Raw genomic sequence first — 26,979 nt, forward strand, 5'->3', positions numbered from 1 at the left:
CGAGTCTAGGTTATTTACATAACGTTAATTGACTTAGATATCAGTAATTACAGCTTCGATACGTCGATTCGCAGCATTTGCTCTTACTGATATTTCGTTTACACGTGGTTGATCGATGCCATACCCAAACGATTTAACACGTTTAGGTTCTACATCGAATTGCTTAATCAGAATTTCAGCTACGGCAAACGCACGTTTTTCTGATAGTTTACGGTTGTATATACGGTCTCCATCTAAAGAGGCATGACCTTGTATTTCAACCTGTTTAGTTGGGTTCTCTTTTAAAAAATCTGCAAGCCGACTAATTTCTTGAATATATTGAGACCTTACATCGCTTGAATCAGCAGAAAAAGGAATACCAATTTCTATATTTGAGGTTGATGCGCTATAAATTGTGCAACCAGATAAATCTACATTTGTACTCAAAGGTGTGCTTGGGCAAGTGTCTTGCTCATTTGGTACACCGTCACCATCATCATCGGTAAAGCTGCTTGCTGTCGTGTCGGTTTCCAGCGGTATATCTAAGTACCTTGGCATAGCCGTTACACTCATGTATGCATTATCTTGCTTAGCTTTTTTTTGAAGAAATGCCTTGCGGCTAAAGGTGGTTGCTACATCGTAACTCGGACAGATATTTTGTGCGTTATGAACAATAGGGTCGTCAGTTAGCTCTTTTAATGTAGGGTATTTATCTGACATCACGTTAAGTGCTGGCAGTAATTTCCCCATTTCTTTTAGCATAGTTAAAATAGCTGATTGACGGTCATAAAGCGCCACTATGTATGAACGTGTTGATTGAAATGATTCGTTTTCGGCATCAAGTACGTCTAGTAGAGTTCGTTGGCCTATATCGAATTGATCCTTATATGCAATTTTAACTTTAGTTGATGATTCGCGGTGTTGATCAAGCGCCGGTAACTTTTGCTCTAATATAGTAACGTTGTAATAAGCAATTTGCAGGCTCTGACGAATATCAATACAAGACTGATCGCGTTGATATTTTGCAATGTTTATATCCTGATAGGCTTGTTCTAAATTGGCATTATCAAGACCACCATTATATAAATTATAGCTAATATCGATGCCGACTCGCGCTTCTGTTCTGGTTTCATTTTGACCAAGTTCATCTCTATCTTGGCTACCGTAGCGGGCAGATAAATCTACGTTAGGATGAAACGCTGCTTTTTGTGCTTTTGCGTTCGCTTTTTGTGCTTCAATATTATACAAAGAGGCGTAAAACGAAGGGCTATTTTTGTAAGCGACGTCTAGCGCTTGATTAACTGAAATTGGTATATTTTTTTCATCAAGGTCAGCTTGCTTTATGTCGTTCATAGGAAGCTCTCCTACAACCCTTAAGTAGCGAGCGCTTACATCATGTAAATTTGAGTACTCCGTTAATACGTTAGATTGTGCTAAAGATAAGCGCCCACTAATTTGTTCTAGGTCGGCAGCGCGCGCTACACCAGCTCCTACACTTTGTTCTATTTGTTGATATACAGACTCGTGCTCTTGTAAATTTGCTTCTGCAAGTTGTACTAACTCTTTGAATTTTTGTACGTCAAGCAAGGCTATTGAGGCTTCAAGTGCTGTTTGTTCTGTTTGAGAAATAAGCTCAAAGTACCTAATGAGTTGAATGCGTTTAAAGCGATCAACAGTATTAGAGGTCCTAAAACCGTCGTAAAGCATTTGAGTAACACTTAACTCGGCCGTATTACGGTTATATTCTTCTTCAACACCGTAATTTCTTCTTTCATACCCCGCGCTTGCTGATACATCAACACTTGGTAAATAACCTGAGCGGGCTGCATCTACTCCATAAATCGAAGATTTAAAAGCATGCCATGCTTCTTGTACTTCAGGATTGTTTTCAATCGCTTTACTTGAGACATAGGTAAGTGGCATTGCTGATTGTTCATTTGCATGCACATAGTTTAGTAGAGTTGCGGCTGTAATCGTTAGTCCGATTAACATAGTCCCTTGATGTTTCTTAAAAGTGTTTTTTGTAATCATTTCTTCCTCTTAGATCCTGTTAAGACCGAAAATACTCCCTTAAGTATTTAGTAAAGGAATACTATTTTTGCAAGTAATCGTTTTGGTTAGCATAAAAAAAAATTTCTACCACTTTCTTGTTGATTTTTTATTTTTGAATTTTTCTTCTAAACCTGTACTTGAGTACAGTATCTATGTGGCTTTTTTGTCCTACCTTTAACTTATTAGATTGTTATTTTAAAAAGTTTGAGGGTACCAAAATGGAAGCAAATCAACTGGTAGTTATTGATATTCAAGGTTCGGCAGGTGTGGTGTTGGATGATGGGTCAGTAAGAGCATTAAATGTTGGTGACACTATCACAGTGGGGGATTTAGTTGTTACTGCTATTAAATCGTCTCTACAAATTGATGTGCAAGGTGAAACCTTATCTATACCCGCAAATCAAAAGGTAAAAATAACACCAGACTTATTAGCGAAAGAAGCCAGGGATTCTAGCGAAACAACTGTTTTTGATGAAAGTTTAGATGAAGCAATCGCAAGCTTAGATTTAGGGGCAGAGCAAGACCCATCAACAGCGGCTAATTCTGATGTAACAGATTTTTTAGATGCGTTAGAAGGTGATGGGGACATTTTAGATAATTTAGAGGCAACAGCCGCTGGTGGCGGTAACGCTGCGGGTGCAGATGGAGGCAGTTCGTTTGTACAGCTAACCCGAATTTCTGAAAGTGTTGATCCTAGTAGTGTTACTTTTGATTCATCTTTTGATCAAGGCGCTACTGAAGCTTTTAATTTAAGAGATACCTCTGACGGTATTGTGCCTGATTCAACTACTGCTTCTATTTCACTTAATGAGCTAGGTATTACTAACTCATCACAACCAACAATCACCGGTACGAGCGATAACTTAATTGGCGAAACGGTTAATGTAACGGTAACTGATGTTGATGGAAACTCTCAAGTAGTTAGTGTTGTAATTGGCCCTGATGGTACCTTTGAAATAACCCTACCAACACCAATTGCTGATGGCCCTGTAACGGTTGTTGTTGAAGCGACAGATCCTGTTGGTAATCCTATAAACGACACTATTTCAATTGAGGTTGATACAACACCTCCACTTATTGCTATTGATCCTGTTGCCGATTCTGCTTCGCAAACAGTGACAGTGACAGGGACAGTATCTGGTTTGAATACTGGGGATAATGTATCAGTCACGTTAACGGATAGTGCAGGTACGGTACAAACAATAGTTACTCAAGTTGATGCTCAAGGAAATTGGGTAATTACTACCACCTCACCTTTATCTGAAGGGGAGTTTAACGTAAGCGCTGTTGCGATTGATGCAGCTGGAAATCAAGCTATAGACCAAGCTTTAGCGAATGTAGATTTAACTGCTCCGGTAATCACCGTAAATGTAACTGATGAAACAAATAACTCAACACCACCACTTGTTGGAACAACAAATGGTGTTCCTGAGGGCACGCAAGTAACAATTACTGTTACAGATAGTGCAGGACAAATACAAACATTAACTGCAGTTACCCAAGCTGATGGAAGCTGGAGTGTAGAAGTAGGGACTCCTTTACCTGAAGGTGATTTTACTGTTGATGCACAAGTAAGCGACAGTGTAGGAAACTTAGCATTAGCAAGTGATTCAGGAGTAATTGATTTAACGGCGCCTTCGGTACAAATTAATAATATTAACGACACTCAAGACACCACGCCAACGATTACAGGTAACGCGCAAGATGTACCTGCAGGCTCTATTATTAGTGTGGTTATTACCGATTTTGATGGTCAAACTCAAACATTATTAACCCAAACTAACGCTGATGGGGATTGGTCTATCGACGTAACTACGCCATTGGCTGAAGGGCAGTTTGAGGTTGATGCAAATGTAAGTGATGCTGCAGGTAATCAAGCCCAAGCAAATAACCAAGGTGTTGTTGATTTAACAAACCCAGATATTACCGTGACTGCAATTGCTGATACTAACGATACTACACCAACATTTGTAGGTAGGGTGGAAGACGCTCCTGCGGGCTCTGTTATTACAGTATTAGTAACCGATATTAACGGTAACGTACAAACTTTAACTACTTTATTAAATGAAGATGGCACATGGAGTGTTGATGCTAATGACATCTTGCCAGGTGGTGAATTTACCGCAACTGCGTCAGTATCAGATGCTGCGGGTAATGAGGCATCTGCGCAAACAAACGGCGAAATAACGTTTGCTCCTATCTCAATTCAAATCGATGCAATTGCTAATACTAACGATACCACTCCATTTTTAAGTGGTAACACCGGTAATGTGCCTGCAGGTACAACCATCACTTTAACTATTACTGCAAGCGATGGCAGCACATTTACATTACTGGCAGTGACGCAAGAAGATGGTTCGTGGTCTGCACAAGTAACAACCCCTCTGCCTGAGGGCGACTTTACTGTAGTTGCAGCGGTTATAGATGACTCGGGCAATGAGGCGCAAGCAAGTGCAGTAGGTAATGTTGATTTAACTGTAAGCATTAATTTTATTATAGATACTAACGATACAACGCCAACAATTAGCGGCTCTACCCAAGACGTAGAGCCTGGTGCGGTAGTAACCGTTACATTTACAGGAAGCGATGGTGTAGCAGAAACCGTGCAAGTAGTTACTGGTGCTGACGGAAGCTGGTCAATTGAAGCAAGTAATGAATTAGTTGAAGGCCAGTTTAGTGTTATTGCAACTGTAACTGATGCTGCGGGTAATACAGCTTCTGCAAGTGAAACTGGAGAAATTGATTTAACAGATCCTGTAATCAGGATTAATCCTATTGAGGATACGAATGATGTAACTCCATCAGTAAGTGGCAACGTAATTGATGTACCAGCAGGAACAGAAGTTACCTTAGTAATAACTGACAGCGAAGGCAATGAACAAACACTCACAACAATTACAAATGCCGATGGTACATATACAGCGGATATTATTGCAGATCTCAGTGAAGGAGATTTCACAGTAACAGCGAGTGTTAGTGATACTGCTGGCAATAGCAGTACTGCAACTGTTACAGGTACAGTTGATTTAACTGCACCAAGTGTGACTATTAACAATATTGCAGATACAAACGATACAACACCTACTCTTACAGGCTCTACCCAAGGATTAGCATCGGGCAGTGAAGTAACTTTAATTATTACCGATAGTTTAGGAGCAGAGCAACAGTTAGTGACTACTATAAGTGCTGATGGTACTTGGAGTATTGAGATTCCAACTGCTTTAAGCGAGGGAGATTTTACAGTAACAGCTAATGTATCTGATAATGCGGGTAACGCAGCTCAAGATTCACAATTAGGCTCAGTTGATACCACCCCTCCTTTAGTTGTAATAAATGACTTTGCTGATTCAAACGATACAACACCTATATTTAGCGGAACAACGAGTGATGTAGCACCGGGTAGTCTTGTTAGTGTTTTAGTTACTGATGCAAATGGTGAGTCACAAACATTGACGGCGGTTGTTTCAGAAGATGGAACTTGGCAAGTAGGTGCAACTCAAGCTGTTGCTGAAGGCGATTTTACAATTACAGCAACAGCAACAGACGCTGCGGGTAATGAAGCAAGCGATACTGTTAGTGGAACAATTGATTTATCAGCTCCAATTTTAGCAATTAATACAATCCCAGATAGCGCCGATACTACTCCAACAATTTCAGGTTCTGTACAAAATGTACCAGCCGGAACAACTGTTACGTTAATCGTTACAGATGCTGGTGGTAATACACAAACAATTACAACACAAACGCTAGCCGATGGTAGCTGGACAGTCGATACTACTAATGAGTTAGCTGAAGGTGACTTTAGTGTTAATGCCATCGTTAGTGATGAAGCAGGTAACCAAAGTGAAGCTTCTGCACAGGGAACTATCGATAATACCGCACCAAATATTACGATTGATGCACTGGCGGATAGCAACGATACAACACCAACTATTTCAGGCACCGCAACGGGCGAACCAGAAGGCACGGTTGTTACTATTATAGTTACGGATGAAGCAGGTAACCCACAAACCATAACCACAGAAGTACAAGCCGATGGCACCTTTAGTGTTGATGTACCAAATGAATTAAGTGAAGGCGAATTTACCGTTGAAGTATCGGTTACCGATACCGCAGGTAATGAAACTACCGCAACAACAACGGGAGAAGTCGATACCACAGCGCCAATGATCACGATAGATGCACTGGCTGATACTAACAACACTACCCCAACTATTTCAGGCACCGCAACGGGCGAACCAGAAGGCACGGTTGTTACTATTATAGTTACGGATGAAGCAGGTAACCCACAAACCATAACCACAGAAGTACAAGCCGACGGCACATTTAGTGTTGATGTACCAAATGAATTAAGTGAAGGCGAATTTACTGTTGAAGTATCGGTTACCGATACTGCGGGCAATGAAACCACAGCAACTACGACTGGTGAGGTTGATACTTTAGCACCGGTGATCACGATAGATGCACTGGCTGATACTAACGACACCACCCCAACTATTTCAGGCACCGCAACGGGGGAGCCAGAAGGCACGGTTGTTACTATTACAGTAACTGATGACTCTGGTAACCCACAAATCATTACCACTGAAGTACAAGCTGATGGCAGCTTTAGTGTGGATGTACCAAACGAATTAAGTGAAGGTGAGTTTACGGTTGAAGTATCGGTTACTGATACTGCGGGCAATGAAACCACAGCAACTACGACTGGCGAGGTTGATACTTTAGCACCGGTGATCACGATAGATGCACTGGCTGATAGTAACGACACCACCCCAACTATTTCAGGCACCGCAACGGAGGAGCCAGAGGGCACGGTTGTTACTATTACAGTTACTGATGAAGCTGGTAATCAACAAACTATTACCACAGAAGTACAAGCCGATGGCAGCTTTAGTGTGGATGTACCGAACGAATTAAGTGAGGGTGAATTTACTGTTGAAGTATCGGTTACCGATACTGCAGGTAATGAAACTACCGCAACAACAACGGGAGAAGTCGATACTGCCGCGCCAACAGTTATTATTGACCCCGTAGGTGATACTAACAATACCACCCCAACTATTTCAGGCACCGCAACGGAGGAGCCAGAGGGCACGGTTGTTACTATTACAGTTACTGATGAAGCTGGTAATCCACAAACTATTACCACAGAAGTACAAGCCGATGGCACCTTTAGTGTTGATGTACCAAATGAATTAAGTGAAGGTGAGTTTACTGTTGAAGTATCGGTTACCGATACTGCAGGTAATGAAACTACCGCAACAACAACAGGCGAAGTCGATACTGCCGCGCCAACAGTTATTATTGACCCAGTAGGTGATACTAACGACACCACCCCAACTATTTCAGGCACCGCAACGGGTGAGTCAGAAGGCACGGTTGTTACTATTATAGTTACGGATGAAGCAGGTAATCCACAAACTATTACCACAGAAGTACAAGCCGATGGCACCTTTAGTGTTGATGTACCGAACGAATTAAGTGAGGGTGAATTTACTGTTGAAGTATCGGTTACCGATACTGCAGGTAATGAAACTACCGCAACAACAACAGGCGAAGTCGATACTGCCGCGCCAACAGTTATTATTGACCCCGTAGGTGATACTAACAATACCACCCCAACTATTTCAGGCACCGCAACGGGTGAGCCAGAGGGCACAGTTGTTACTATTACCGTAACTGATGAAGCAGGTAATCCACAAACTATTACCACAGAAGTACAAGCCGATGGCAGCTTTAGTGTGGATGTACCAAACGAATTAAGTGAAGGTGAATTTACCGTTGAAGTATCGGTTACCGATACTGCGGGCAATGAAACCACAGCAACTACGACTGGTGAGGTTGATACTTTAGCACCGGTGATCACGATAGATGCACTGGCTGATAGTAACGACACCACCCCAACTATTTCAGGCACCGCAACGGGGGAGCCAGAGGGCACGGTTGTTACTATTACAGTTACTGATGAAGCAGGTAACCCACAAATCATTACCACAGAAGTACAAGCCGATGGCACCTTTAGTGTTGATGTACCGAACGAATTAAGTGAGGGTGAATTTACTGTTGAAGTATCGGTTACCGATAACGCAGGTAATGAAACCACAGCCACAACAACGGGAGAGGTTGATACCACAGCGCCAATAGTTACTATTAATGCACTAGGCGATACGAGTGATACAACACCGACCATTTCAGGCACGGTTAGCGGGGAGCCTGCTGGTTCAACCATAACTTTAACAGTGACCGATGCTAATGGTGCAGTACAAACAATTTCAGCACAAGTAATTGCAGACGGAAGTTGGACAGTAGAAGTACCTGCGGCTTTAGCTGAAGGGACCTACTCTGTAGATGCAAGTATTAGTGATAGCGCTGGTAATGAAGGCACAGCAAGTGCTTCAGGCACAATTGATACAAGCGCATTGACTATTACCATTGATGTTATCGGCGAAACTAACGATCAAACCCCTCAAATAAATGGTGATACTTTTAATGCACAAGTTGGCTCGCCGGTTGAAGTTCAGATCACTGACTCTGCGGGTGCAGTAATTACTTTAACTACAACTGTTGATGAAAACGGGCTATGGAGTGTGACTCCGCCTGCCGATTTGGCTGAGGGCACAATTTTAATTAGTGCAACAGTAACAGACCTAGGTGGTGGAACTGCGAATGCAGAGCTTGATGCTGTAATTGATATTACGCCTCCAACCATACAAGTAAATGAACTAGAAACAAGTAATGATACAACACCGGTTATTTCTGGTAACACAACTGACGTAGTTGCAGGCACAGTTATAAATTTAACGGTTACTGATTCTCAAGGGGTTGTTCGCACATTTAGCACAACAACAGATGCCGATGGTAATTGGAGTGTTGAACTTTCCCAAGAGTTGGCCTCGGGCGATTACTCTGTAGAAGCTGAAGTATCTGATGCTGCAGGAAATAGCGCTTCAGATACTGCTACAGGCATTATAGATACATCAGGACCTAGCTTAACCGTTAACTTTGATACTGTAACTAACGACTCAACACCTACTATTTCAGGCACTAGTGATGCAGACGTTGGTACCAGTATCACAGTTGTTATTACAGATGAAAATGGAGTTGAACAAACACTTAGCACCACAGTAGATGCAAATGGTAACTGGGAAGTAACGCCACAAACAGATTTAAATGAAGGTGATAACACCATAGAAGTGAGTGTATCTGACGAAGCAGGAAATACGACAACAGTTACAGATACAATTACGTTAGACACGCAAGCGCCAACACTCACCATTCAAAACGTAGGCGATGTTAGCGACTTAACACCAGAGCTTCAGGGCACCAGTAATGAAATTGGTGGCACTGTTACACTCACCATCACCGACAGCGCAGGTGCTGTGCAAACCATTGAGACCCTAGTTGGCAGCGATGGCCACTGGAACATTGAGATTCCAGGTGCCCTTGCACAAGGTGATTTTACTGTAAGCGCGAGTATTACCGATGCGGCAGGCAACGAGAGCACAGCAAACAGCAGTGGTAATGTGGATACTATTACACCGGTTGTCACCGTTGATGCACTGGGCCTTGGCAACGACAGCACCCCAGTTGTTAGTGGTACCTCAACAGAGCCTGAAGGCACCGTTGTAAACATTGTTATTACCGACAGTAACGGTGATGAACACCCCATCACCGCCACCGTGGATGCAAACGGTGACTGGCAAGCAACCAGCCCTGAATTACCAGATGGAAGCTACACCGTGCAAGCCAGTATCACCGATGATGCAGGCAACACCGGCGGCGCAACACAAACGGGCAACCTAGATACCTTAGCGCCGACACTGACGTTAGACACAGTCGGTGCCACGAATAACAGCACGCCAACAATTAGCGGGACATCGAACGCGCCAGCAGGCACGGTTATAACGATTAACGTCACGGATGCAGATAATACAGAAACGTTTACCGCCACAGTGCAAGCCGACGGCAGTTGGTCAGCAGATGTACCAAACGCGTTAACTGATGGTCCACTCACTATCGAAGCAAGCGTCAGTGACAGTGCAGGCAACACCACCACGTTAAGTGAAACCGCAACACTCAACACCACGGCCCCAAGTATCAGTATTAATGCATTGGTTGACACGAACGACACCACCCCAACCATTAATGGTACAAGCGATGCGGCAGATAACACCACCATCAGCCTAACGTTTGAAGACAGTGCAGGGAATATTACGACTGTTGATACGACCGTCACCGGTGGGGTATGGAGCGTTGATGCACCAACTGATTTAGCCGAAGGCGAATATACTGTCACCGCACAGGTAAATGATGGTCTAGGTAATATTGGCAGCGCCACCGAAACAGGTCAGATAGACCTTACTGGCCCGAGCCTTGTTATTACAGACAACGGTGTAGGCAGCGACACCACGCCAACAATTGCAGGTACCAGCGATGCACCGCAAGGCAGTGAAGTAACCATTGTTGTCACCGACAGCAGCGGCGCAGCGCAAACAATGAGCGCCACCGTACTAGCCAATGGCACGTGGTCAATCCCTGTACCGATAGCACTCGCAGAAGGTGCATACACCATTAGCGCGAGTGTTGAAGATGTGGCAGGCAACGACACCATCGCCACAGGCGCAGGTGAAATAGATACCACTGCACCGACACTTGTACTTACCAGTCCAGGCTCAAGTAATGACATCACCCCGACACTCAGTGGCACAAGCGATGCGGTTGAAGGCACCGTTATTAACTTCACGGTAGTGGACGATCAAGGCAATACACAAACCTTTACCACCACTGTGGATGCTGATGGCAACTTCTCGGTGGAAGTACCGACTGCCTTGGCAGAAGGACCATATAGCATCGAAGCAAGTATTAGCGATGTGGCAGGAAACAGCACCGATATTACCGGCAACGGCACCATTGATACCACAGCACCAAGTGTGAGTGTAGATGCGCCAGTATTAACAAATGACAGCACGCCCACAGTGACAGGCACCAGTGATGCACCTAACAGCACCATCACGGTGACCTTTACAGATGCAGCGAATGCAGTGCAAAGCATTGATGTACAAACCGATGCCAATGGTAACTGGAGTGCGGCACCAACGACTGATTTAGCCGAAGGTAATTATAGTGTCAGCGCCAGCATCATCGATGCCGCAGGCAACACAGGTACAGGTACAGACAGCGGCGAAGTAGACGTAACTCCACCGGCACTTGCCTTTACACCAACGTTTGAACTTGGTTTATTGGTTACCCTAAGTGGGACGTCTGACTTGCCAGCAGGCAGTGAAATTACTATTACCGAGCAACTGGTAGGCGGTGGTATTGGTGCAACATATACCACTACAACAGATGCGGATGGCAACTGGTCATTAGTCGGATTAGATGTATCGTTACTTGATGTTGGCTCAGTGATCGCAACAGCGACCGATGCCGCAGGTAATACCCGTACAATTAGCTCAGATGACTTTGATAATACACCGCCTACGCTGACGGTTGACGTGGATGCACAAAGTAATAGCAACACGCCAATCATAAGCGGCACAAGTGATGCGGGCGAGGGTGCAGAAGTGACGATAGTCGTTACCGACAGCAACGGCAACCCACAAACCATCACCGCCCTTGTTGATGCGGATGGTAATTGGAGCGCCACTCCAACCACACCATTAAGTGAAGGTCAAAGCACCATTGAAGTGAGTGTACGCGACAGTGTCGGCAATGAAACTACAGTGAGTGATACCAGTACCATCGACACGCAAGCGCCAATACTCACCATTCAAAACGTAGGCGATGTCAGCGACTTAACACCAGAGCTTCAGGGCACCAGTAATGAAATTGGTGGCACTGTTACACTCACCATCACCGACAGCGCAGGCGCTGTGCAAACCATTGAGACCCTAGTTGGCAGCGATGGCCACTGGAACATTGAAATTCCAGGTGCCCTTGCACAAGGTGACTTTACTGTAAGCGCGAGTATTACCGATGCGGCAGGCAACGAGAGCACAGCAAACAGCAGTGGTAATGTGGATACTATTACGCCAGTTGTCACCGTTGATGCACTGGGCTTGGGTAACGACAGCACCCCAGTGATTAGTGGTACTTCAACAGAGCCTGAAGGCACGGTTGTAAACATTGTTATTACCGACAGCAACGGTGATGAACACCCCATCACCGCCACCGTGGATGCAAACGGTGATTGGCAAGCAACCAGCCCTGAATTACCGGATGGAAGCTACACCGTGCAAGCCAGTATCACCGATGATGCAGGCAACACCGGCGGTGCGACACAAACAGGCAACCTAGATACCTTAGCGCCAACACTGACGTTAGACACAGTCGGCGCAACCAACGACAGCACGCCGACAATCAGCGGGACATCGAACGCGCCAGCAGGCACGGTTATAACGATTAACGTCACGGATGCAGATAATACAGAAACGTTTACCGGAACAGTGCAAGCCGATGGCAGCTGGTCAGCAGATGTACCGAACGCGTTAACTGATGGTCCACTCACTATCGAAGCAAGCGTTAGTGATAACGCCGGTAATACCACTACATTAAGTGAAACCGCGACACTCAATACCACTGCGCCAAGTATCAGTATTAATGCACTGGTTGACACCAACGACACCACCCCAACCATTAATGGTACAAGCGATGCGGCAGATAACACCACCATTAGCTTAACGTTTGAAGACAGTGCAGGGAATATTACGACTGTTGATACAACCGTAACGGGTGGAGTATGGAGTGTCGATGCACCAACTGATTTAGCCGAAGGCGAATATACTGTCACCGCACAGGTAGATGATGGTCTAGGTAATATCGGCAGCGCCACCGAGACAGGTCAGATAGACCTTACTGGCCCGAGCCTTGTTATTACAGACAACGGTGTAGGGAACGACACCACGCCAACGATTGCAGGTACCAGCGATGCACCGCAAGGCAGTGAAGTAACCATTGTTGTCACCGACAGCAGCGGCGCAGCGCAAACAATGAGCGCCACCGTACTAGCCAATGGCACGTGGTCAATCCCTGTACCGGTAGCACTTGCAGAAGGTACATACACTATTAGCGCGAGTGTTGAAGATACCGCAGGCAACGACACCACCGCCACAGGCGCAGGTGAAATAGATACCACTGCACCGACACTTGTACTTACCAGCCCAGGCTCAAGTAATGACATCACCCCGACACTCAGTGGCACAAGTGATGCGGTTGAAGGCACCGTTATTAGCTTCATCGTGGTGGACGATCAAGGCAATACACAAACGTTCACCACCACGGTTGATGCAGACGGCAACTTCTCTATAGAAGTACCGACTGCACTGGCAGAAGGGCCGTATAGCATCGAAGCAAGTATTAGCGATGTGGCAGGTAACAGCACCGATATTACCGGCAACGGCACCATTGATACCACAGCACCAAGTGTGAGTGTAGATGCGCCAGTATTAACAAATGACAGCACGCCCACAGTGACAGGCACCAGTGATGCACCTAACAGCACCATCACGGTGACCTTTACAGATGCAGCGAATGCAGTGCAAAGCATTGATGTACAAACCGATGCCAATGGTAACTGGAGTGCGACACCAATAGACACATTAGCTGAAGGTAATTACAGCGTCAGCGCCAGCATTACCGATGCCGCAGGCAACACTGGTACCGGCACTGACAGTGGTGAAGTAGATGTTACCCCACCAGATTTAGCGTTTACACCTACCTTCTTATTAGGCTCATTGGTGTTATTAAACGGTACCTCTGATTTACCGGCTGGCAGTGAAATTACCATTACTGAGCAACTGGTTGGCGGCGGTGTGGGCGTAAGTTACACCACAACCACTGACGCCAATGGTAACTGGTCACTGACTGGTATTGATATCTCATTACTGAACTTAGGCTCAGTGATCGCCACAGCGACCGATGCCGCAGGTAATACCCGTACAATTAGCTCAGATGACTTTGATAATACACCGCCTACGCTGACGGTTGACGTGGATGCACAAAGTAATAGCAACACGCCAATCATAAGCGGCACAAGTGATGCAGGTGAGGGTGCACAAGTGACGATAGTCGTTACCGACAGCAACGGCAACCCACAAACCATCACCGCCCTTGTTGATGCGGATGGTAATTGGAGTGCCACTCCAACCACACCATTAAGTGAAGGTCAAAGCACCATTGAAGTGAGTGTACGCGACAGTGTCGGCAATGAAACTACAGTGAGTGATACCAGTACCATCGACACGCAAGCGCCAATACTCACCATTCAAAACGTAGGCGATGTCAGCGACTTAACACCAGAGCTTCAGGGCACCAGTAATGAAATTGGTGGCACTGTTACACTCACCATCACCGACAGCGCAGGCGCTGTGCAAACCATTGAGGCCCTAGTTGGCAGCGATGGCCACTGGAACATTGAAATTCCAGGTGCCCTTGCACAAGGTGACTTTACTGTAAGCGCGAGTATTACCGATGCGGCAGGCAACGAGAGCACAGCAAACAGCAGTGGTAATGTGGATACTATTACGCCAGTTGTCACCGTTGATGCACTGGGCTTGGGTAACGACAGCACCCCAGTGATTAGTGGTACTTCAACAGAGCCTGAAGGCACGGTTGTAAACATTGTTATAACTGACAGCAACGGTGATGAACACCCCATCACCGCCACCGTGGATGCAAACGGTGATTGGCAAGCAACCAGCCCTGAATTACCGGATGGAAGCTACACCGTGCAAGCCAGTATCACCGATGATGCAGGCAACACCGGCGGTGCGACACAAACAGGCAACCTAGATACCTTAGCGCCAACACTGACGTTAGACACAGTCGGCGCCACGAATAACAGCACGCCAACAATTAGCGGGACATCGAACGCGCCAGCAGGCACGGTTATAACGATTAACGTCACGGATGCAGATAATACAGAAACGTTTACTGCAACAGTACAAGCCGATGGCAGTTGGTCAGCAGATGTACCGAACGCGTTAACTGATGGTCCACTCACTATTGAAGCAAGCGTTAGTGACAGTGCAGGCAACACCACTACGTTAAGTGAAGGCGCAACATTGGATACCAATGCACCGAGTATTAATATTGATGCATTAATGGATACAAATGATACAACGCCGAATGTGAGCGGTACCAGCAGTGCAGCAAATGGCACTATTATCACCGTCAGTTTCACGGACAGTAATGACATAACAAACACGGTACAAACAACTGTTACAGACGGTATCTGGAGTGTTGAAGCTCCTGTTGACTTGGCTGAAGGCAGTTATGAAGTTGAAGCGAGTGTTACAGATGGAAGCGGCAATACAAGTATAGCAACAGAAAATGGCGTAGTGGATACGACCATTCCTAATATTGCCGTAAATGATGTAACAGTGACTGATGACACAACACCTACGATCACCGGCACAGCGAATGCGCCACAAGGCAGCACCGTGAGCGTTGAAATCACCGACAGTAATAATATTACTCATACCGTAACGACCACATTAGGGGTTAATGGCACATGGAGCGTAGCTGCCACGCAAGTGCTGGCTGAAGGCACCTTTACAGTGAGCGCCAGTGTGAGCGATGCCGCAGGCAACGAAGCCACTGCCACAGGCACTGGTGAAATAGATACCATTGCACCGACCCTTGTACTTACCAGTCCAGGCTCAAGTAGCGACATCACCCCGACACTCAGCGGCACAAGCGATGCGGTTGAAGGCACGGTTATTGACTTCACGGTTATGGACGATCAAGGCAATAGACAAACCTTTACCACCACTGTGGATGCTGATGGCAACTTCTCAATGGAAGTACCGACTGCCTTGGCAGAAGGACCATATAGCATCGAAGCAAGTATTAGCGATGTGGCAGGAAACAGCACCGATATTACCGGCAACGGCACCATTGATACCACAGCACCAAGTGTGAGTGTAGATGCGCCAGTATTAACAAACGACAGCACGCCCACAGTGACAGGCACCAGTGATGCGCCTAACAGCACCATCACGGTGACGTTTACAGATGCAGCAAATACTACTCAAAGCATTGATGTACAAACCGATGCCAATGGTAACTGGAGTGCGGCACCAACGACTGATTTAGCCGAAGGTAATTATAGTGTCAGCGCCAGCATCACCGATGCCGCAGGCAACACAGGTACAGGTACAGACAGCGGCGAAGTAGACGTAACTCCACCGGCACTTGCCTTTACGCCGACCTTTGAGCTTGGCTTATTAGTCACATTAAGTGGTACGTCTGACTTGCCAGCAGGCAGTGAAATTACCATTACCGAGCAACTGGTAGGCGGTGGTATTGGTGCAACATATACCACTACAACAGATGCGGATGGCAACTGGTCATTAGTCGGATTAGATGTATCGTTACTTGATGTTGGCTCAGTGATCGCCACAGCGACCGATGCCGCAGGTAATACCCGTACAATTAGCTCAGATGACTTTGATAATACACCGCCTACGTTGACGGTTGACGTGGATGCACAAAGTAATAGCAACACGCCAATCATAAGCGGCACAAGTGATGCAGGTGAGGGGGCACAAGTGACGATAGTCGTTACCGACAGCAACGGCAACCCACAAACCATCACCGCCCTTGTTGATGCGGATGGTAATTGGAGCGCCACTCCAACCACACCATTAAGTGAAGGTCAAAGCACCATTGAAGTGAGTGTACGCGACAGTGTCGGCAATGAAACTACAGTGAGTGATACCAGTACCATCGACACGCAAGCGCCAATACTCACCATTCAAAACGTAGGCGATGTCAGCGACTTAACACCAGAGCTTCAGGGCACCAGTAATGAAATTGGTGGCACTGTTACACTCACCATCACCGACAGCGCAGGCGCTGTGCAAACCATTGAGACCCTAGTTGGCAGCGATGGCCACTGGAACATTGAAATTCCAGGTGCCCTTGCACAAGGTGACTTTACTGTAAGCGCGAGTATTACCGATGCGGCAGGCAACGAGAGCACAGCAAACAGCAGTGGTAATGTGGATACTATTACGCCAGTTGTCACCGTTGATGCACTGGGCTTGGGTAACGACAGCACCCCAGTGATTAGTGGTACTTCAACAGAGCCTGAAGGCACGGTTGTAAACATTGTTATAACTGACAGCAACGGTGATGAACACCCCATCACCGCCACCGTGGATGCAAACGGTGATTGGCAAGCAACCAGCCCTGAATTACCGGATGGAAGCTACACCGTGCAAGCCAGTATCACCGATGATGCAGGCAACACCGGCGGTGCGACACAAACAGGCAACCTAGATACCTTAGCGCCAACACTGACGTTAGACACAGTCGGCGCCACGAATAACAGCACGCCAACAATTAGCGGGACATCGAACGCGCCAGCAGGCACGGTTATAACGATTAACGTCACGGATGCAGATAATACAGAAACGTTTACTGCAACAGTACAAGCCGATGGCAGTTGGTCAGCAGATGTACCGAACGCGTTAACTGATGGTCCACTCACTATTGAAGCAAGCGTTAGTGACAGTGCAGGCAACACCACTACGTTAAGTGAAGGCGCAACATTGGATACCAATGCACCGAGTATTAATATTGATGCATTAATGGATACAAATGATACAACGCCGAATGTGAGCGGTACCAGCAGTGCAGCAAATGGCACTATTATCACCGTCAGTTTCACGGACAGTAATGACATAACAAACACGGTACAAACAACTGTTACAGACGGTATCTGGAGTGTTGAAGCTCCTGTTGACTTGGCTGAAGGCAGTTATGAAGTTGAAGCGAGTGTTACAGATGGAAGCGGCAATACAAGTATAGCAACAGAAAATGGCGTAGTGGATACGACCATTCCTAATATTGCCGTAAATGATGTAACAGTGACTGATGACACAACACCTACGATCACCGGCACAGCGAATGCGCCACAAGGCAGCACCGTGAGCGTTGAAATCACCGACAGTAATAACATCACTCATACCGTAACGACCACATTAGGGGTTAATGGCACATGGAGCGTAGCTGCCACGCAAGTGCTGGCTGAAGGCACCTTTACAGTGAGCGCCAGTGTGAGCGATGCCGCAGGCAACGAAGCCACTGCCACAGGCACTGGTGAAGTTGACACGACTGCACCGACACTGCTCCTAACGAATCCTGGTTCAAGTAATGACATCACCCCGACACTCAGTGGCACAAGTGATGCCGTTGAGGGCACGGTTATTAACTTCACGGTAGTGGACGATCAAGGCAATACACAAACGTTCACCACCACGGTGGATGCCGATGGCAACTTCTCTATAGAAGTACCGACTGCACTGGCAGAGGGACCATATAGCATCGAAGCAAGTATTAGCGATGTGGCAGGTAACAGCACCGATATTACCGGCAACGGCACCATTGATACCACAGCACCAAGTGTGAGTGTAGATGCGCCAGTACTCACCAACGACAACACGCCAACTGTGACAGGCACCAGTGATGCACCTAACAGCACCATCACGGTTACGTTTACAGATGCAGCGAATGCAGTGCAAAGCATTGATGTACAAACCGATGCCAATGGTAACTGGAGTGCGACACCAACGACTGATTTAGCTGAAGGCAACTACAGTGTTAGCGCCAGCATTACTGATGCAGCAGGCAATACCGGCACGGGCACAGACAGTGGCGAAGTGGATATTACTCCACCGGCGCTTGCCTTTACGCCAACGTTTGAACTTGGTTTATTGGTTACTTTAAGTGGTACGTCTGACTTGCCAGCAGGAAGTGAAATTACCATTACCGAGCAACTGGTAGGCGGTGGTATTGGTGCAACATACACCACCACAACAGATGCAGATGGCAACTGGTCATTAGTCGGATTAGATGTATCGTTACTTGATGTTGGCTCAGTGATCGCCACAGCGACCGATGCCGCAGGTAATACCCGTACAATTAGCTCAGATGACTTTGATAATACACCGCCTACGCTGACGGTTGACGTGGATGCACAAAGTAATAGCAACACGCCAATCATAAGCGGCACGAGCGATGCGGGCGAAGGCGCGCAAGTCACTATTGTGGTGACTGACAGCGATGGCAACCCACAAACCATCACCGCCCTTGTTGATGCGGATGGTAATTGGAGTGCCACTCCAACCACATCATTAAGTGAAGGTCAAAGCACCATTGAAGTAAGTGTACGCGACAGTGTCGGCAATGAAACTACAGTGAGTGATACCAGTACCATCGACACGCAAGCGCCAATACTCACCATTCAAAACGTAGGCGATGTCAGCGACTTAACACCAGAGCTTCAGGGCACCAGTAATGAAATTGGTGGCACTGTTACACTCACCATCACCGACAGCGCAGGCGCTGTGCAAACCATTGAGACCCTAGTTGGCAGCGATGGCCACTGGAACATTGAAATTCCAGGTGCCCTTGCACAAGGTGACTTTACTGTAAGCGCGAGTATTACCGATGCGGCAGGCAACGAGAGCACAGCAAACAGCAGTGGTAATGTGGATACTATTACGCCAGTTGTCACCGTTGATGCACTGGGCTTGGGTAACGACAGCACCCCAGTGATTAGTGGTACTTCAACAGAGCCTGAAGGCACGGTTGTAAACATTGTTATTACCGACAGCAACGGTGATGAACACCCCATCACCGCCACCGTGGATGCAAACGGTGATTGGCAAGCAACCAGCCCTGAATTACCGGATGGAAGCTACACCGTGCAAGCCAGTATCACCGATGATGCAGGCAACACCGGCGGTGCGACACAAACAGGCAACCTAGATACCTTAGCGCCAACACTGACGTTAGACACAGTCGGCGCAACCAACGACAGCACGCCGACAATCAGCGGGACATCGAACGCGCCAGCAGGCACGGTTATAACGATTAACGTCACGGATGCAGATAATACAGAAACGTTTACCGGAACAGTGCAAGCCGATGGCAGCTGGTCAGCAGATGTACCGAACGCGTTAACTGATGGTCCACTCACTATCGAAGCAAGCGTTAGTGATAACGCCGGTAATACCACTACATTAAGTGAAACCGCGACACTCAATACCACTGCGCCAAGTATCAGTATTAATGCACTGGTTGACACCAACGACACCACCCCAACCATTAATGGTACAAGCGATGCGGCAGATAACACCACCATTAGCTTAACGTTTGAAGACAGTGCAGGGAATATTACGACTGTTGATACAACCGTAACGGGTGGAGTATGGAGTGTCGATGCACCAACTGATTTAGCCGAAGGCGAATATACTGTCACCGCACAGGTAGATGATGGTCTAGGTAATATCGGCAGCGCCACCGAGACAGGTCAGATAGACCTTACTGGCCCGAGCCTTGTTATTACAGACAACGGTGTAGGGAACGACACCACGCCAACGATTGCAGGTACCAGCGATGCACCGCAAGGCAGTGAAGTAACCATTGTTGTCACCGACAGCAGCGGCGCAGCGCAAACAATGAGCGCCACCGTACTAGCCAATGGCACGTGGTCAATCCCTGTACCGGTAGCACTTGCAGAAGGTACATACACTATTAGCGCGAGTGTTGAAGATACCGCAGGCAACGACACCACCGCCACAGGCGCAGGTGAAATAGATACCACTGCACCGACACTTGTACTTACCAGCCCAGGCTCAAGTAATGACATCACCCCGACACTCAGTGGAACAAGTGATGCGGTTGAAGGCACCGTTATTAACTTCACGGTGGTGGACGATCAAGGCAATACACAAACGTTCACCACCACTGTGGATGCCGATGGCAACTTCTCTATAGAAGTACCGACTGCACTGGCAGAGGGACCATATAGCATCGAAGCAAGTATTAGCGATGTGGCAGGTAACAGCACCGATATTACCGGTAACGGCACCATTGATACCACAGCACCAAGTGTGAGTGTAGATGCGCCAGTATTAACAAACGACAGCACGCCAACTGTGACAGGCACCAGTGATGCACCTAACAGCACCATCACGGTTACGTTTACAGATGCAGCAAATGCTACTCAAAGCATTGATGTACAAACCGATGCCAATGGTAACTGGAGTGCCACTCCAGCGACAGACTTATCAGAAGGCAACTACAGTGTTAGCGCCAGCATCACTGATGCAGCGGGCAATACAGGCACGGGTACTGACACTGGCGAAGTGGATATAACCGCTCCGGATCTTGAAATTATTCCATCGTTTTTATTAGGTAATTTAGTTTCTCTTTCGGGGGATTCTGATCTACCAGGGGGTTCTGTGATCACTATCACAGAGTACCTAGTTGGTGGGTTAGTTGGCGCAACTTATACAGCCACGACAAATCCTGATGGCACGTGGGGGCTTGCAAACATAACAGTACCTTTACTAAACCTTGCCTATGTGACTGCCAGTGCAACGGATGCAGCTGGTAATGTCAGAACAATCAATACACTTGATTTTGATAACGTAGCGCCAGACCTAACAGTTAGTGTCGATGCTTTATCTAATGACAGTACGCCAGTAATTAGCGGCACCACCGATATGGGGCAAGGCACTGTAATTAATATAACCGTGACTGATAGTGAAGGAGAAAGCCAAGCGTTTACTGCGACAGTTCAAGCCGATGGCAGTTGGTCAGCAGATGTACCAGCAGAGCTAGCGCAAGGTCAATACACTGTTGTTGCAGAGGTTAGAGACAGTGTTGGTAATTTAACAACGCAGCAGGCTCAAGGTGAAATAGACAGTGTTGATCCTACATTAATTGTGAACGAAGTTAACGCGACAATAGATACAACACCTACAATTTCAGGCACAAGTAATGAGATAGGTGCAGATGTAAGCATTATTATTGGTGGTCAAACACTAACAGCAACTGTGGGTACTGATGGCAATTGGCAAGTAGATGTCCCCGTAGCACTTGTTGATGGTGATTATACGGCGCAAGTAAGCATTACCGATGACGCTAATAATACCAGCAGCACGACTATTGATTTAACAATTGATACCCAAGTACCTGTTATTGTACTTAATGACACAACTGTATTTAACACTAATACACCAATTATAAGTGGTACTTCAACTGAACCACAGAATACGGTGGTCGATATAGTTATTACAGATAGCAACGGTGATATACATACTTTAACCGCAATAGTTGATGCTAGCGGCGATTGGCAAGTTACGGCGCCAAGCTTGCCTGATGGTAATTATGATGTAGAGGTAAGTATTACCGATGATGCTGGCAATCAAGGGGTGGATACAGGCTCTAGCTTTATTGATACTCAAGCACCAAGTATTACTATAAACGCATTAGGTACAATTAATGACAGCACGCCAACTATTTCAGGCACATCCAATGAACCTGAAAACACGAGTATTACAGTAACTGTGACCGATGGAGATAGTACCGAGACTTATACAACTGTTGTTGGTGCAGGTGGTGCTTGGACTGTAGATATTACAGATGCACTGACTGATGGTGAAGTTACAGTTTCTGCAAGTGTTACTGATGCCGCAGGGAATGAATCAGTTGCAAATAGTACCGCAATGTTAAATACCAATGCGCCTACAATTAATATTAATACAATTGTTGATACAAACGATCAAACACCAGCAATATCAGGCACAAGTAGTGCGGCAGATAATATAGAAATCACGGTTGTCATAACTGACGTTAATAACGTTTCACATACTGTAACTACAACTGTGGTAGGTGGGATCTGGAGTGTTGATGCGACAGATATTCTACCTGAAGGTGAATTTACTGTTTCGGCAAGTGTAACTGAAGGAGGCTTAACGAGTAATACAACAGGTAGCGGTGTTATCGATTTAACTCCACCAGCCCTTAATATTACACCGCTTACAATTTCAAATGATACAACGCCAACAATTTCAGGCACAACTACAGCTCCACAAGGCGCCATAGTCGCTATTTTAATTACAGATAGCTTAGGTGCAGAGCAAACGGTTAATGCTACTGTTGGTGCAAATGGCACATGGTCAGTCGCTGCAAGTACTGAGTTGAGCGAGGGCACTTACACGGTTTTAGCTTCAACAACAGATACTGCAGGGAATCCTGTAAACATAAGTATTACAGGGGAAGTTGATATAACAGCGCCTGTTGTGACTATTAACGATATTGCTGGAAGTACCGATCTAACTCCAAGTATTTCAGGGAATGTGACAGGTGCCATGGTAGGTGATGCAGTTGCTGTGGTATTTACCGATGCACTCGGGAATAAGCATACTGTAAATACAACAGTTCAGACTGGTGGAATATGGTCTGTAGAGGCAACTAGCTCTCTATCACAAGGAGATTATTCAGTTGAAGTATTTGTTACTGACAGCGCGGGTAATACCGGGGACGCAACAAATACAGCAACCATTGATACAATTGCTCCCGAAATTAGTATTGATCAAAGTTCATTAATACTAACTCAAGATAGCACTCCATTGATTACAGGTACGTCTAACGAGGCAAATACAAACGTTATTGTTACCTTTACTGATTCTGCTGGAGTTTCTCATCAAATTACCGTGCAAACGGATGCTAATGGAGACTGGCAAGCCGCTGCAGACAACGAATTAGCAGAAGGTGTTTACAGTGTTTCGGCAACGATTACTGATAGCGCAGGAAATACCTCTGTTGATAGTAAAACGGGTGGCGAAGTAGATACAGTAGGGCCAGAGCTTACTATTGTGCCTTCGTTCTTGTTAGGGCAGCTTGTATCTTTATCTGGCACCTCTGATTTAGGTGAAGGTAAAACAGTCACTGTTAATTTAGAATTAGCAGGTGATTTGGCTAACTTAACATACGATGTAACCACCGATGCCAATGGCGATTGGGTGTTATTAGGCCTGGCAGTTAATATTATTGGCCTATCCGTTGTTGAAGCCTCTGCAACCGATGAAGCGGGTAACACCACTACTATAACGACTGCAGATGTAGATGCCTCAACGCCATTACTTAATGCGGTAGTCGATTTTGTAACTGGCCAGGGAGATTTGCCGATAATTAGCGGTACGACCGACCAAGCACCAGGCACTGAAGTGCTAGTTAGAGTGGTAGATAGCGATAACATAGCACAAGATTTGGTTGCAATAGTGCAGGCAGATAATTCATGGGCTGTACAGGTTCCTCAATCACTTGCTGAGGGCGTGTTTACTGTAACTGTAAATGTATTAAGTGAAGTAGGGATCACAGCTACAGAGCTGCTAAGCAGTGTAGTAGATACCATCTCGCCAACGCTTAATTTGCAAGTGATTGGTACAACGTCAGATTCTACTCCAATTATTCAAGGGACTAGCGATTTAATTAATGGTGTGGTAGAGATTCAGCTGGACGGAGGCTCAGTACTAACAACAACAGTGAATGCAGCAGGGCTATTTTCACTGGAAGTTGATGCGCTGACTGAAGGACAGCATGTTGCCAACGTGAGTATCACTGATGATGCCGGCAATGTAGTAACACAAACGCTCGAGTTTGTTGTTGATACGTTAGTGCCTGTGGTAGATATTTTACCGTTGAGCATCAGCAATACTGACATTCTAACTATTTCTGGTACTTCTGAAGAAGCTCAAGGCACAGACATTGATGTAACTTTGATAGATAGTAACGGGAACGCAACAGTATTTGATGCCCTTGTTGGTAGCGATGGCACGTGGTCATTAGTAACCACTAGTCTACCTGATGGTATATATAGTGTATTCGCAAGTATTACTGATGCTGCGGGTAATGTAGGCCAGTCTGTTACTGAGCAAGTGACGATTGATACCATACCGCCATCGTTAGAAATAGACGCCTTTGGTGTACTTAATACATTAACGCCTACTATTACTGGCACCAGTGACGAAGAAATAGGTAGCTTAATTACGGTTAATGTTACCGACTCTACAAACACACTTTATGAAGTTACCACAACGGTATTAGGAGATGGCACGTGGTTTGTTGTTACCCCTTTACTTGCTGAGGGCGATTTAACCATAGAAGCTATTAGTATTGATGATGCTGGAAATATAGCCACAGTAACGCAAACTGGCACTGTTAGTACCACTTTACCGAGCCTACTAATCAATCCAATAATAGATACAAGCGATACAACCCCTATTATTAGTGGTACTACCGATGTAATAAACGGTAATGTAGAAGTTGTTATTACAGATAGCAGTGGTAATGCAACAACCTATAATACTCAAGCTATTGCTGGTGTATGGACATTAATACCGAGCACGCCACTAGCTGAAGGTGCTTTTACAGTTGATGCGACAGTCGAAAACTTTGGCCTTACAAGCTCTACAAGCCTTGATGGCATAGTTGATTTAACACCGCCCACAATTGAAGTTAATGAACTTGCAGTTACGAATAACTCACTGCCAACAATTACAGGTACAAGTGATGCTCCAGCAGGTACAACCATAAGCGTAGTACTTACTGATGCTAATAGTGATTCGCAAACATTAACTGCGCAAGTGGCAGGTAACGGAACTTGGTCAGTCACAGCTGTTACGCCGCTTAGTGAAGGCGGTTTTACTGCTACTGCAACAGTTAGTGATGCTGCAGGAAACTCATCAAGCGATACCATGGTTTCAAGTACTGATTACACAGCACCTATTGTATTTATAGACTCTATTGCAGTAGGCCAAGATACCACACCGACTATTACAGGCTCGGTAACCGGAAGTTTTGCGGGAGCTGCAGTTATGGTGATGTTTACTGACGCACTAGGTGAAACACACAATGTTTCAACAACAGTAAACACAGACGGGTCGTGGATTGTTACAGCTTCGCAGCCTCTTAGTGAAGGGAATTACAGCGTTGATGTAAGCGTACTTGATAATGCAGGTAATATTGGCGAGCAATCAATAAGCAGCATAGTTGATTCAGGCATAGTAATTAACTCTGGTTTAGAATTAACAGCCGATAGCACACCTAAGATCACCGGTACCGCAGGAGCAAATGAAGATATTACCGTAAGCTTTATAGATGAAAGCGGTACTGTGGTAACCAAGGATACAACAGCGGGTGAGACAGGTGTATGGAGCGTATCACCAGACAATGACTTACTTGATGGAGCATACACTGTAACGGCTACCGCTACTGATGAATCTGGAAATGTTACTTCAAGTGGAAGCTTATCTGGGTTAGTGATTGACTCAACGCCGGTAGACTTCGAAGTGTCTAACTATTACTGGGGCTTTCTAGGAATAGGTTTAACTGCAGAAGGCACAGTAGAAGAAGGAAATAGTGTATATGTTGTAGGAGCAAACCTACTTGGCCTTGAGGTGTTAAACCTAAACTTAAATGTGCTAGAAAGCGCTAGAGAAATTCAACCTGATGAGAATGGAAATTGGAGTTCATTATTATCAGTTCTTGATTTAGGTTCTTGGTCTGATTATCGTTTTATCACAGTTGATGAAGCCGGTAATTATTTAATTAAGGATATTAATGACAATATTATTGACCAAGGAAACGACCCACAACTTGCTAGCGCAGGAAGCAGTGCAAGCGCTGCTTCCGGCGACACAATTCCTGAATCATTTAGTGAGGAGTCGGCTTTAGGCGATACAACCCCTAATGAAGTTTCAAGCAACAACGTATTAAGCACTGAAACGATTGATTTAGGTAACTTGAGTGGTCTATCAACACCTGAGCAAACGGTGCAAGTGAGTTCGGCGGAGCCACTTAACATTAATGACGTAATCATTAACGAAGATGCAGAGCAGCTTATAGCGCTAAATACACTGGTTGAGGATGAAGGCTCTGCAATTGCTTATACTCCAGCTCAAAGTGGGGGAAGCATTGATGCAGCAGCACCTGCGGTTGATGTACAAAATCAATCGGAAGAGATGATTAAACACTTAATTGAAGGTAGTAATAATCAAACGGATATTTAATATTAATAAAGCCCTCTTAATTATTTTTTAAGGGGGCTTACATTATTAAGCAAATTGATATTATTTATAACGAAATTTA

General features: G+C 45.9%; 2 protein-coding genes. One reads left to right on the forward strand and one right to left on the reverse strand.

Annotated features, from left to right (window positions below; genetic code table 11):
• Nucleotides 1-33 precede the first annotated feature (33 nt).
• The gene (locus JG479_RS04390; protein ID WP_039484695.1) at nucleotides 34-2,010 is read right to left on the reverse strand and encodes a TolC family outer membrane protein; all 1,977 of its coding nucleotides are present in this window, start codon (nucleotides 2,008-2,010) and stop codon (nucleotides 34-36) included.
• Between the two features lie 239 nt (nucleotides 2,011-2,249).
• On the opposite strand from JG479_RS04390, the gene JG479_RS04395 reads away from it, so the two are divergent.
• Nucleotides 2,250-26,900, forward strand: a complete 24,651-nt coding sequence (locus JG479_RS04395) for an Ig-like domain-containing protein (RefSeq protein WP_200220043.1) — start codon at nucleotides 2,250-2,252, stop codon at nucleotides 26,898-26,900.
• Nucleotides 26,901-26,979: the final 79 nt, after the last annotated feature.

Source organism: Pseudoalteromonas sp. LC2018020214, assembly GCF_016598755.1.
Classification (GTDB): domain Bacteria; phylum Pseudomonadota; class Gammaproteobacteria; order Enterobacterales; family Alteromonadaceae; genus Pseudoalteromonas; species Pseudoalteromonas distincta.